Raw genomic sequence first — 12,955 nt, 5'->3', positions numbered from 1 at the left:
GGTCCGGCCTCAGCCGGCCCGAATCAGAAGAGCCAATCGAAGAAGTTTTTCGCCTCGCCATCCGGCCCCTGTCCCTCGGGCAGATCCAAGGGCTCCAGGCCCTTGCCCTCCAGCAACGCGTAACTGTACTTGAACCAGTTGGTGTCGGGGAAGTTATAGCCGAGCACGGCGGCGGCCTTCTGGGCTTCGAGATTGAGGCCGATGGCCAGATAACACTCCACCAGGCGATGCAGCGCCTCGGGCGTCTGGCTGGTCGTCTGGAAATCCTTGATGACCTTGCGGAAGCGGCTGATGCCGGCGATGTATTCCTTCTGGCCCATATAGAAGCGACCGATGGTCATTTCCTTGCCGGCCAGATGGTCACGGGTCAGCTCGACCTTCAGACGGGCGTCCTCGGCATAGTCGGTGCCGGGGAAACGGCGGATCACTTCGTTCAGCGCGTCGAGGGCCTGCTGCGTCGCCTTCTGGTCGCGGCCCACATCCGAGATCTGCTCGTAATAGGAGATCGCGATCAGGTAGTAGGCATACGGCGCGTCGCGGTTGCCCGGATGCAGCGCGAGGAAGCGCTGGGCCGCCAGGATCGACGAATCGTAATCATTGGACAGGTAGTGGTTGTAGGCCGACATCAGCGTCGCGCGCCGCGCCCAGACCGAATAGGGATGCTGGCGCTCGACCTCGTCGAACATCACGGCGGCGAAGCGGTACTGACCGCCGGCCATGAATTCGTGGGCCTTGTTATAGAGAGTGCCGACATCCGCGTCGGCGTACTCGATCTTGTCGCCCCCACAGGCGCTCATGGCCGCCGCAAGCACTACGGCGGCCACAGCAATCTTCAGCCTGGCGGACTTCAGCCCCCGGGAGACCGACAGGGGCTTCAGGGTTCCGGGACGAACGCGATCAACGGTCACACAGGCACCTTTCCAGGCTCACAAGGACGTCATGGGCTTACCGACGCCGGTGGCTGCTTAGCACGAACACCCGGCCCCGTCAAAATCCGCGAGGTCGCGCATTCTAAGAAGCCTAGGAGTAGATAAGCAAGCCATCCGATGTCCGCACGTCCCTGTTTGCCGGAAGGGCGTTTTAGTTCGCCTGCCGGCGCAGGAACGCCGGGATGTCGATCTGGTCCTCGCTGCCCGAGGAACCGGCGCTTTCGGCACGCTGGCCGGGGTTGCGCAGGGTCATCGGCGCCTCGTCCCGTGCGGTCATGCGCGGGCCTCGGCCGTGATCGGGAGCCGGCTCGGCCTTCGGGCCGCGACCGGTCAGCTTCTCGAACAGGCTGGGACGCTTCGCCGGAGGATTGCCATTGGCCATCGCCGCTTCCGCGAACGGATCGGGACGGACGTAGCGGCTTTCCTGCTCGGTGGCACGATCGGCCTCCATCGGCTTGGGCGGCGCGAAGAAGGAGTCGGCGTCGCGGGTCGGCGCGACGATGTCCGACGGGCGCGGCGTGATCGCCGGCGCGGCGGCGGCTTCCTCTTCGACCATGTCGGCCATGTCGAGGGTCAGCGGCTCCTCGGCGATTTCCGGCTGGGCCATCTGCGCGGTCGGCTGCGCCATCATGGCGGGCGTGGGCATGGGGCGCTGCTGGAGGTTCATGGCCGTCGCGGCGCCGCCATTGTAGCCGCCGGTGGCGACGCCAAGGGTGCGCGGCTGGGCCGCCGGGATGCTGGGAAACGACATAACCGTGTTGGACACGCGCGCCGCTTCGGCCTCGATACCGGTGGCGAACACGGAAACGCGCATCTTGCCATTCATGTGCTCGCTGAAGGTCGAGCCGACGATGATGTTGGCGTCCGGATCCACTTCGCTGCGGATGCGATTGGCGGCTTCGTCCACCTCGAACAGGGTCAGGTCCTGGCCGCCGGTGATGTTGATCAGCACGCCATGGGCACCCTTCATGGACACTTCGTCCAGCAGCGGGTTGGAGATAGCGGCTTCCGCGGCCTCGATGGCGCGGCTGTCGCCCTCGGCCTCGCCGGTGCCCATCATCGCCTTGCCCATTTCCATCATCACGGTCCGCACGTCGGCGAAGTCGAGGTTGATGAGACCGGGCATGACCATCAGGTCGGTGATGCCACGCACGCCGGAGTGAAGCACGTTGTCCGCCATGTTGAAGGCATCGGCGAAGGTGGTCTTCTCGTTGGCGAGCCGGAACAGGTTCTGGTTCGGAATGATGATGAGGGTATCGACGTACTTCTGCAGTTCCTCGACGCCTTCCTCGGCGATGGTCATGCGCCGCGCGCCTTCGAACTGGAAGGGCTTGGTCACGACGCCGACCGTCAGGATGCCCTGGTCACGCGCCATCTTGGCGATGACGGGCGCCGCTCCGGTGCCGGTGCCGCCGCCCATGCCGGCGGTGATGAACGCCATGTGCGCGCCGGCGAGTGGCTCGCGGATATGGTCGATGGCTTCCTGCGCCGAAGCCGCCCCGATATCGGGACGGGCGCCCGCGCCGAGGCCCTGGGTGATCTGGACGCCGAGCTGAATGCGGCGCTCGCAGAGCGAGTTGGCCAGCGCCTGCGCGTCGGTGTTGGCGACGATGAACTCGACGCCTTCCAGCTTGGAACGGATCATGTTGTTGACGGCATTGCCGCCGGCGCCGCCGACGCCGACAACCAGGATCTTCGGCTTAAGCTCGGTGATCGCTGGCATACTCAGAGAAATGGGCATTTCGGTCTCCTTTTGGCTGGGGGCCAGGCTAGAAGTTTTCACGGATCCACTGGCTTACGCGGGCCATGGTGCTTCTGGACTCGGTGGGAGCCAGCATGGTGGTCGTCATGGTGCCCTTGCGGACAAACCCCTGTGCCGCGTAGGCCAGCAGACCTGCACAGGTGGCAAAAGCGGGTCCGACCGTTGATTCGGCAAGACCGTCCACGCGCAGCGGACGGCCCAAGCGGACCTGTTTATCGAGAATGCGGGTGGCGAGCTCGCGCACGCCCTGAAGCTGGCTGGCGCCGCCCGTGAGGACGACGCGCTTGCCGGCGACCTGATCGAAGCCGGACGAGATGAGGCGCTCGTGCACAGCCTCGAAAATTTCCTCGACGCGCGGCTGGATGATACCGGTCAGCATGGAGCGGGGCACGGTCTGGCTGTGATCGCGCTCGGCCTCGCCCATCTGGGCGATGGTGATGATCTCACGATCATCCGACGAGCCGCGCAGCGCGCTGCCATGCAGGGTCTTCAGGCGCTCGGCGTCGGCGATGGGCGTCAAAAGGCCGCGCGCGATGTCGTTGGTGATGTGCTGACCGCCGATCGGCACCACGTCGGTATAGACGAGGGCGTCGTCCATGAAGACGGCGATGGTGGTGGTGCCGCCGCCCATGTCGATCAGCGTCACGCCCATCTGGCGTTCGTCCTCGACCAGGCAGGACAGGCCCGAGGCATAGGCCGAGACGCACAGACCGGCAATGCCAAGATGACCCCGTTCCATGCACAGCTGAAGGTTGCGCAGCGGGCCGGTCGCGGCGGTCACGACATGGATATCGACGCCGAGCCGGTCGCCATACATGCCGCGGGGGTCACGGATACCGCGCGAGCCATCGATGGAGTAGGTCACCGGAATGGTGTGCAGGACCTCGCGTTCCAGCAGTTCGGCCTTGCGGCGGGCCTCGTCCAGCGCATGGCGAATGTCATTCTCGCCGACCTGATGGCCCGCGATCTTGACTTCCACATGGATCGCCTCGGAGTTGGGAAAGCCGCTGGAGACGTTAATGAAGGCTCGGCGGATGGTTTCGCCGGCCATGCGCTCGGCCGCGTCGGCGGCGGCGCGTACCGACGATTCGACGGCGTCGATATCGACGACCGCTCCGCAACGCATGCCCTCGGACACCTGGTGACCGATACCCTCGACCTTGATGCGGCCGTCATCGTCGATCCGCGCGATGAAGCAACAGACCTTCGTGGACCCGATATCGAGTGCAGCAACCAGACCGCCCTTACCTGACGACATACGCTATGCCTCCTCTAGCTCTTCTTCTGTTCTCTAAGTGCCTTGGCGGCCTTCGCCGCCGCGGCTTCCGCATCCCTGCGCGCCTGTGCCGCCTCGGGCGTCTGGCGTACCGTCATCCGGTCGGCCAGACGCATGTCGATGGTGGCGACATCGCGCGAAAGAAGACCTTCGTTCTTGTCCAGCGCCGCCAGCCGATGCCACGCCTTGTCCGCATCGGTCTCGGGCAGCTGGACATTCACGCCATTGTCGAAACGCAGGTCCCACCGACGGTTGCCGACGCGGACGGCGGCCTGCACGCGGGCCGCGAGCGACGGCTCGCTTTCCATGATCTCGAACAGGCTGCGTGCGTGACGCGGCGCACCCTCGCCCACGACCAGCGGCAATTTGGCGAAGTGGGCCAAACCTTCCTTGGTGATTTCGACGCCTTCCCGGTCGATCAGCCGCAGCTTCCGGTTGTCCTGCCAAAAAGCGTAGGGCACGCGCTCGCTGATATCGATCTGGATGGTCCCAGGCAAAATACGGGAGACCCGCGCCTTGCGGACCCACCCGATGGATTCGACCTGTTCCCGGACCACCGTGAGGTCGATGTCGCCGATCTTCTGACCGTCTTCGACGCCCGATGCGAGAATCACTTCCTCGAGCTCCAGGTTTTTCGTCCCGGTGACCTCGACCTCGTTGACGGTGAGGCCAGACAGGTCGGAGACACTGGGCACCATGTCGCTGGCGGCGGCCGCCAGCACCGGGAATTGGCCCGCCTGCCAGAGCCACAGACCGCCAATGACCACGACGCTGGTCCCGACCGCGGTAGAGATGCGGCGGATCGCCTGGACCCGGCGGCGGCGCGTGAACGACGCAGCCTGCGCCTCGCGGTCGGTCATCTGCGGGCGGGCGGCGCGCTTGCCCTTGTCGGCGCGCGGCGCGGATGCCTTGCGGCCGGACTTGCTCCGGCTCTCCGGCGCGATTCGATCCGGGGTCAACGACGGCATGACGCGTCCTCCACCATCCAGACAACCAGGTCCTCGAAGGACATGCCTTCATGGGCAGCCATTTCCGGCACCAGCGACAATGGCGTCATGCCGGGCTGGGTGTTCACCTCCAGCAGGATCAGTTCGCCCGTGCCGCCCTCGGTGTCGTCATAGCGGAAGTCGGACCGGCTGACGCCGCGGCACCCCAGCGCGTTGTGCGCGGCCAGCGCCAGTGCGCGGACACGTTCGTAGATGGTGTCCGGTACCGGCGCGGGAATGACGTGTTCGGTGACGCCGTCGCTATACTTAGCCTCGTAATCGTAGAAGCCGCGCTTGGGACGAAGCTCGGTAACGCCTCTGGTCGCCCGGTCGCCAATGACGGCGCAGGTCAACTCCCGCCCGGCGATGTAACGCTCGACCATGACCTGATCGTTTTGGCGCCATGGACCATCCACGTCCGGCCCGAAACTGTTGTCGCCCGGCTTCAGGATGACGACGCCAACACTCGATCCCTCGTCCAGCGGCTTGACCACATAGGGACGCGGCAACGGATCGGCGATGAACAGGTCGGCGGAGGCGACGACCTTGTCTTCGGCCACGGGTACGCCCGCCTGCGCGACGACGCGCTTAGCCATGGGCTTGTTCATGGCGACGGCCGACGCCATCACGCCGGAATGGGTGTAGGGAATCTCGAGCACTTCCAGAATGCCCTGGATGCAGCCGTCCTCGCCCCAGCGTCCGTGCAGCGCGTTGAACACGACGTCCGGCTTCAGCTCGACCAGACGACGGGACAGGTCACGATCGGCGTCGATCTCGGTGACGCGGTAACCACGACTGGCAAGCGCCTTCGAGGCCGCAGCGCCGGACACCAGCGACACCTCGCGCTCGGCGGACCAGCCGCCCATGATCACGGCGACATGCGCGCTCATCGGGCACCTCCGGCCGGCTCGCCGATGCGCTTGATTTCCCATTCCAGACTGACGCCCGAGGTTTCCAGTACCCGGCGGCGCACTTCCTCGCCCAGGCCTTCGATGTCGGCGGCAGTGGCGTCGCCGGTATTGATGATGAAGTTGCAGTGCAACTCCGACATCTGGGCACCGCCCACGCGGAGACCGCGACAACCGGCGGCGTCGATCAGTTCCCAGGCCTTCCGGCCAACGGGATTCTTGAAGGTGCTGCCGCCGGTGCGCGACTTGGGCTGCGTCGCCTCGCGCTGGCCGGCGATGTCCTCCATGCGCGCTGTAATGGCCGCCACGTCGTCGGGCGTCCCGCGCAGGGTGGCCGAGGTCACGATCCAGTCTTCCGGCAGGGCGCTGTGGCGGTAGGTGAAATTCAGATCGAACGAAGTGAGTACGTGGCAGGTGCCGCTTGCGTCGTAGGCGACCGCCTCGGTCAGCACATCGGCGATCTCGCGGCCATAGGCGCCGGCGTTCATGCGCACGGCGCCGCCAATGGTCCCCGGCACGCCGCGCAGGAATTCAAGACCGGACAGGCCGGCATCACGGGCCGCCAGCGCGACGTTGACGTCGGGCGTGGAGGCGCCGGCGGTCACCTTACCGCTGGACACACTCACTCGGGCGAAAGCGCGGCTCAACCGGATCACCACGCCAGGCACGCCGCCATCGCGCACCAGCAGGTTCGAGCCGACGCCGATGACCGTCACCGGCACCCCGGCAGGCCGGTTCGACAGAAAGTGGCCCAGATCATCCTCATCGGCCGGGCGAAAGAGTACCTCGGCCGGCCCACCGACGCGAAACCACGTCAAATTGGCGAGCGACACGTCCTGCTCGTAAGTGCCGCGCACGCTTGGCAGCCGCTCGACGAGGCTTTCCCGCTTCAGGGCAGCCGCCATCATGCGCCCCCTCCCAGCGTCGTCAGGCGCTTGGGCAGGCCATTGGCCCATGCCGAGATGCTGCCCGCGCCCATGCACACGATCACGTCACCGGGCTCGGAAATGCTGGCGACGGTCGCGGCCAGTTCGGCCTCGCCGGGGATATGCAGCACATGGCGGTGGCCGCGGCTGCGGATGCCCTGCGCCAGTTCAATACCGCCGATCCCCTCGATGGGTGCCTCGCCCGCCGGATAGACATCGGTAACGACAACCGTATCGGCGTCGTTGAAGCAGGTGGAGAAACCCTCGAACAGGTTCTGCAACCGGGTATAGCGGTGCGGCTGGACAACGGCGATGACACGGCCGCGATAGGCCTCGCGGGCCGCCGACAGCACCGCCGCGATCTCGACCGGGTGATGCGCGTAGTCGTCGATGATGGTACGCCCCCCGACCTCGCCGACCTTGGTGAAACGGCGGCCGACCCCCGAGAAGCCCTGGAACGCGTTGCGCACGGCATCGTCGGGAAGACCGAGGACCGTCGCCGCGGAAACCGCCGCGAGTGCGTTGACCACGTTGTGACGTCCCGGCATGGGCAGGCTGAGACCATCGATCCGGCGGATGGAGCCGGTAGCGCGGTCGGCGATCTCCACATCGAAATGGGCGACGCCCTCGGCATAGGACACGTTACGTGCCCGCACATCCGCCTGGGCGCTCATGCCGTAGGTGACGATCCGGCGGTCGGAGATGCGGCCGACCAGCGTCTGCACTTCGGGGTGATCGATGCACAGGATGGCGCTGCCATAGAACGGCGTGCGCTCGACGAACTGCTTGAACGCATCGCGCAGCGCATCGAACGTGCCGTAATGCTCCATATGCTCTGGATCGATATTGGTGACCACGGCGAGCATGGCCGGCAGCTTCACGAAGGTGCCGTCGGACTCATCGGCCTCGACCACCATCCATTCGCCTTCACCGAGACGCGCATTGGTTCCGTAGGCATTGATGATGCCGCCATTGATCACGGTCGGATCAAATCCGGCGGAATCCAGCACGGCGGCGATCATGGACGTGGTCGTGGTCTTCCCATGGGTGCCGGCGATGGAAATGCACCATTTCAGGCGCATCAGCTCGGCCAGCATCTCGGCCCGCTTGACCACCGGAATCAGCCGGGCGCGCGCCGCCTTCACTTCCGGGTTGTCAGCCTTCACCGCGCTGGAGATCACGATAACCTTCGCATCGGCGATGTTCTCCGGCGCGTGGCCGATCACGACGTCGATGCCAAGACCGCGCAGGCGCTTCACATTGGCGCTCTCCGACAGGTCGCTGCCCCGGACCGTGTGGCCCAGATTGCGCATCACTTCGGCGATGCCGCTCATGCCGATGCCGCCGATCCCGACGAAATGGATGGTGCCGATGTCGAACGGCAGGGTCTTCATCATGCGGTCCTCCATTCGTCGCCGGCGGACATGGCGTGGTGTTGCGGCGCGGCGACTGCCGGCCCGAGAGTCTGGCCCGAACGTTCGCGGACCAGATCGGCGAGCAGATCGGCGAGGCGTTCGGCGGCATCGGGCCGAGCCTGCCCGCGTGAGGCGGCGGCGGCGGCCACGAGAGCTTCGGGCCCCTCGATCAACGCGCGCACCCGCTCGGCAAGGGCCTGCGGCGTGAACTGGCCTTGCGGCATCACCCACGCGCCACCCGCCGCGGCGAGGCCTTCGGCGTTGACGCTCTGATGATCATCCATGGCGCCGGGCAGCGGAACCAGAATGGCGGGACGCCCCGCCACTTCCAGTTCGCTGATCGTCGAGGCGCCCGCGCGGGCGATGACGAGATGGGCCGAGGCGAGACGCGCGGCCACATCGGTGAAAAATGGCGCCAGATCACCGGCGATGCCGGCGCCGGCGTAGAGCTGACCAACCTTTTCCAGATCTTCAGCGCGGCATTGCTGGGTCACCAGCAGCCGGCGGCGCAGGTCTTCGGGCAGAGACGCCAGCGCAGGAGGCACCACGTCACTGAGGATGGAAGCCCCCTGGCTGCCGCCAAGAACCAGCAGGCGCACGGTGGCGCTCAGCGGCGCGTAGTCCGAATCCGCGAGCGCCACGACCTCGGCCCGAACCGGGTTACCGGTGAGGATCGCCTTGCTGGCATAACCCTTGGCCAACCGCTGGGTTTCAGGAAACGAGAGAGCGATCCGGTCGATGAACCCGGCGGCGATACGGTTGACCCGTCCCAGGACCGCGTTCTGTTCGTGGACGCAGCACGGCGTGCCGCGCATCCGCGCGGCGAGCAGCGCCGGCAAGGTGGCGTAACCGCCGAAACCCATGACGGCCAGCGGACGGATTTCGGCGAACAGACGGCGCGCGGCCAAGGTGGCGCGCACGAGATTGATGCCGCCCGAGATCTTTCCGCGCGTCACGTTGGCGGCAGGCAGCACATAGCGGCGCGTATCGCCAAACGGCGCGGCATAGCGCTCGCCACGATCATCGGTGACCAATATGGGTTCGATCCCGCGCTGACGCAGCACCTCGGCGACGGCGAGCGCCGGAAACATGTGTCCGCCAGTGCCGCCAGCGGCGAGGACGATGCGTGGAAGGGCAGCGATCACGGCGCCGGCCTCCTGGCATCGCCGTAATGGTTGCGGCGGGTGAAACAGAGCAGCATGCCCATGGCCATGGACAGCGACAGCAGCGACGAGCCGCCATAGCTGACGAACGGCAGGGTCATGCCCTTGGCCGGCATCAGCTGGATGTTCACGCAGATGTTGATGATCGCCTGCATGCCGAACAGCACGATCAGGCCAGCGCTGGCGAGGAACAGGAAAGGATCCTCCTCGCGCATCACCTTGAGAAAGCCCCGGATCACGACGAAGGCGAACACGCCCACCAGGATCAGGCACGCGATCAGACCGAACTCCTCGCCGATCACGGCGAAGATGAAGTCGGTGTGGGCGTCGGGCAGGATCCGCTTGACCACGCCCTCGCCCGGACCACGGCCAAGGAAGCCTCCCGCGGTGAATGCGTCCATGGCGGTGTTGACCTGATAACTGTCGCCGCTGGCCGGATCGAGGAACCGGTCGATACGGCTGGCGACGTGCGGCAGCAGTACATACGCGCCGATCACCGCACCGACGCCCGCCACCGCCAGCACACCGATCATGAACAGCGGCAGGCCGGCGAGGAAGAACTGGGCGCCCCACACGGTGAACAACAGAATGGCCTGACCGAAGTCTGGCTGAAGCAGCAGCGTTCCCATGACCACCACGCACAGGCCAATGGCGATCTGAGTGCCGGGGAAGCCTTCCTTGCGCTTGGTTTGAGCGAACATCCAGGCGCTGGTGACGATGAACATGGGCTTCATGAACTCGGATGGCTGGATGGCCATGCCGGCGACATGCAGCCAGCGCTGAGAACCCTTGATCTCCGGCGCGAACACCAGCGTCGACAGGGTCGCCAGATAGAACAAACCGAAGCAGATGATCGCCACGCGCCGGGTGGTCACCGGCGTCATCAGAGAGAAACCGACCAGCAAGGCCAGCGCGAGAGGCACGAAGAACAGCTGGCGCAGCACGAAGTGAAACGCGGGCAAGCCCAGTCCCAGCGCCTTGGGCGGACTGGCAGCCATCGCAAACAGAACGCCAGCCGCCATCAGCATGACGATGGACGCGAGCAGCCAGCGGTCGACGGTCCACCACCAGCGGCTGACGATACTGTTGTCGGTGCGGCCGAACGTCATCATGCGGCGGTCTCCGACGCGAGTTGGGCGACAAGCGCGCGGAAGCGATCGCCGCGCACTTCGAAATTGGGATACTGGTCAAAAGACGCGCAGGCCGGCGACAGCAGCACCACGTCGCCCTCGCCGGTGTGTCGGGACGCGCTTGTAACGGCGTTGTCCAGTGTGCCGCAGCGCTCGACGGCGACGCCGGCGGCCTCTAGGACTAATGCGAAAGCGTCCTGCGCCTCGCCGATAAGATAGGCGCGGGTGACACGCGGGAACCACGGCGCGAGGCTATCGATGCCGCCGTCCTTTGCTTTACCACCCACGATCCAATGGACTCGCTCGAAGGAATCCAGCGCCCTTTCGGTGGCGTCGGCATTGGTCGCCTTCGAGTCGTTGACGTATCGGACGCCGCTTACCGTGCCGACCACTTCCATCCGGTGGGCGAGACCCGGAAAGCTGCGCAGCCCGGCGGCGATCGCGGCCGGCGCGAAACCGAGCGCCCGGGCCGCCGCATACGCCGCCGCGGCATTCTGCCAGTTGTGACGGCCACGGAGGCTTTCGATACCGGCGAGGGACAGGATTGGTTCGGCGGACAACTCGGCGTCGTACAGCGCGGCCGCATCGACGGAGACGCCGTCCGCCGCTCGTCCCGTTACAGTGACCGGGACGACCTTGCGCCCCGCTTGCCGCAACTGCGCCACCGCGCCCGGTCCGTACTCGTCGTCCATACCGACGATGGCCACGCCTTCCGGCTCTTGCCAGCCGAAAATCCGGCGTTTGACGGCGACGTAATTCGCCATGTCGCCGTGACGGTCCAGATGATCGGGCGTCGTGTTGAGAAGAATGGTGACCGCCGGCTTCAGATGGGCCGTCAGATCGATCTGGTAAGACGACATCTCGATGACGTAGACGCCCCCTTCCGGCAGCGGGGCCAGGTCGAGGATCGGTGTGCCGATGTTGCCGCAAGCGACCGAGGTCCCGCCGCATGCCTGCACGAGATGCGCCAGAAGCGCCGTCGTCGTCGACTTGCCATTGGTGCCCGTGATGACCGCCACGTCGTGGCGCGGCAATGACGGCTCGGCCTGCGCAAACAGGTCGATGTCGCCGATCACCGGACAGCCTGCGGCCTTCGCGGCAACGACCACCGGATGCGGCTGGGGATGGGTGAGCGGCACGCCGGGGCTGAGCACCAGAGCGGTCTGGCGGCTCCAGTCCAGCGTCGCCGGATCGGCCAGCGCCACGCCAGCGGCCTGCGCCGCGTCCCGGCCCTTCGCGCCATCGTCCCAGGCCGTGACGGATGCCCCGCCCGCCATCAGCGCACGGGCGGCGGCGATTCCGCTGCGCGCAAGACCGAACACGGCCACGGCCCGGTCCTGATATGCGGTGACGGGGATCATGCGCGCTACCTCAGCTTCAAGGTGGAGAGACCGATGAGCGCCAGCACCAGGGCGATGATCCAGAACCGCACCACGATGGTGGATTCGGCCCAGCCCTTCTGCTCGTAGTGATGGTGCAGCGGCGCCATGCGAAACACGCGCTTGCCCGTGGTCTTGAACGAGATCACCTGAACGATCACCGAAACGGTCTCGAGGACGAACAATCCGCCGACGATGACCAGCACCAGCTCGTGCTTGATGACCACGGCGACCGCACCCAGCGCGCCGCCCAAGGCAAGGCTGCCGGTATCGCCCATGAACACCATGGCCGGCGGCGCATTGAACCAGAGGAAGCCCAGACAAGCGCCAATCAGGGCGGCCATGAATACAGCCAGCTCGCTCGCGCCCACCACGTAGTGGATCTGGAGATATTCGGCGAAGGTGGAGAAGCCGACCAGATAGGCAAGCAGGGCGAACGTCGCAGCCGCGATGATGACCGGCATGGTGGCGAGACCGTCGAGCCCGTCCGTGAGGTTCACCGCATTGGAGGCGCCCACCATGACCAGCATGGCGAAGGGGATGAAGACCCAGCCGAGATCGATCAGCACGTGCTTGGCGAACGGCACGGCAAGTCGGTTTGTCAGCGGATCGCTGGAAAAATGACTGACGGCAAGCGCCGCCGCGATCGCGATGGAAAACTGAAGCACCAGCTTCATCTTGCCCGCGATACCCTTGCTGGAACGGCGTGTCACCTTCAGGTAGTCGTCGATGAAGCCGACACCGCCGAAGCCGAGAGTCACCAGAAAGCAGATCCAGATGTAGGGATTTGAAAGGTCCGCCCACAACAGGGTACCGACGCTCAGACCGATCAGGATCATAAAGCCGCCCATGGTCGGCGTGCCCTGCTTTGTCACGATATGACTCTGCGGCCCGTCCTCGCGGATCGGCTGGCCCTTCCCCTGCTTCGAACGCAGCCAGTTGATAAGGCGCGGGCCGAAGATCAGGCAGATGAACAGCGCGGTCAGCACCGCGCCGCCGCTGCGGAAGGTGGTGTAGCGGAAGACGTTGAGGATCTGGAACTCGCCGCTCAGGGGAACTAGCAGATGATACAGCATGTGTG

11 protein-coding genes are annotated in these 12,955 nt (G+C 65.8%); all 11 read right to left on the bottom strand.

All coding sequences use genetic code 11. The features are described 5' to 3' along the window. Positions 1 to 23: 23 nt before the first annotated feature. The 11 genes from WJU17_RS16460 to mraY all read right to left on the bottom strand — a co-directional run bounded on the left by WJU17_RS16460 (position 24) and on the right by mraY (position 12,950). Positions 24 to 908 carry an outer membrane protein assembly factor BamD gene (locus tag WJU17_RS16460; protein WP_346328480.1) on the bottom strand — a complete coding sequence of 295 codons (885 nt, stop codon included), beginning with the start codon at positions 906 to 908 and terminating at the stop codon, positions 24 to 26. 172 nt (positions 909 to 1,080) lie between these two features. Further along, positions 1,081 to 2,670, bottom strand: a complete 1,590-nt coding sequence (gene ftsZ, locus WJU17_RS16455) for a cell division protein FtsZ (RefSeq protein ID WP_346328479.1) — start codon at positions 2,668 to 2,670, stop codon at positions 1,081 to 1,083. A 28-nt stretch (positions 2,671 to 2,698) separates the two neighbouring features. Beyond that, the gene (gene ftsA / locus WJU17_RS16450; RefSeq protein ID WP_346328478.1) at positions 2,699 to 3,949 is read right to left on the bottom strand and encodes a cell division protein FtsA; all 1,251 of its coding nucleotides are present in this window, start codon (positions 3,947 to 3,949) and stop codon (positions 2,699 to 2,701) included. 14 nt (positions 3,950 to 3,963) lie between these two features. Next, on the bottom strand, positions 3,964 to 4,935 hold the full coding sequence (locus WJU17_RS16445; RefSeq protein WP_346328477.1) for a cell division protein FtsQ/DivIB: 972 nt from the start codon (positions 4,933 to 4,935) through the stop codon (positions 3,964 to 3,966). After that, entirely contained in the window at positions 4,923 to 5,843 is a 921-nt protein-coding gene (locus tag WJU17_RS16440; protein ID WP_346328476.1) for a D-alanine--D-alanine ligase, read from the bottom strand. The genes WJU17_RS16445 and WJU17_RS16440 overlap by 13 nt, the downstream gene beginning before the upstream one ends. After that, a complete protein-coding gene (gene murB / locus WJU17_RS16435) occupies positions 5,840 to 6,766 on the bottom strand; it encodes a UDP-N-acetylmuramate dehydrogenase (RefSeq protein ID WP_346328977.1) in 927 nt (308 codons plus the stop codon). Before murB ends, WJU17_RS16440 begins: the two co-directional genes overlap by 4 nt. Then, on the bottom strand, positions 6,766 to 8,181 hold the full coding sequence (gene murC / locus WJU17_RS16430; protein WP_346328976.1) for a UDP-N-acetylmuramate--L-alanine ligase: 1,416 nt from the start codon (positions 8,179 to 8,181) through the stop codon (positions 6,766 to 6,768). Before murC ends, murB begins: the two co-directional genes overlap by 1 nt. Continuing rightward, entirely contained in the window at positions 8,181 to 9,347 is a 1,167-nt protein-coding gene (gene murG / locus WJU17_RS16425; protein ID WP_346328475.1) for an undecaprenyldiphospho-muramoylpentapeptide beta-N-acetylglucosaminyltransferase, read from the bottom strand. The genes murC and murG overlap by 1 nt, the downstream gene beginning before the upstream one ends. Next, positions 9,344 to 10,477, bottom strand: a complete 1,134-nt coding sequence (locus WJU17_RS16420; RefSeq protein WP_346328474.1) for a putative peptidoglycan glycosyltransferase FtsW — start codon at positions 10,475 to 10,477, stop codon at positions 9,344 to 9,346. Before WJU17_RS16420 ends, murG begins: the two co-directional genes overlap by 4 nt. Beyond that, entirely contained in the window at positions 10,474 to 11,856 is a 1,383-nt protein-coding gene (gene murD / locus WJU17_RS16415) for a UDP-N-acetylmuramoyl-L-alanine--D-glutamate ligase (RefSeq protein WP_346328473.1), read from the bottom strand. The genes WJU17_RS16420 and murD overlap by 4 nt, the downstream gene beginning before the upstream one ends. A gap of 5 nt (positions 11,857 to 11,861) precedes the next feature. Further along, entirely contained in the window at positions 11,862 to 12,950 is a 1,089-nt protein-coding gene (gene mraY, locus WJU17_RS16410) for a phospho-N-acetylmuramoyl-pentapeptide-transferase (RefSeq protein ID WP_346328472.1), read from the bottom strand. Between the last annotated feature and the right edge of the window lie 5 nt (positions 12,951 to 12,955).

Source organism: Iodidimonas sp. SYSU 1G8 (assembly GCF_039655775.1).
Lineage (GTDB): Bacteria > Pseudomonadota > Alphaproteobacteria > SMXS01 > SMXS01 > RI-34.
The sequence above is the reverse complement of the archived record's forward strand: the minus strand, read 5'-3'. Positions and strand labels throughout refer to the sequence as shown.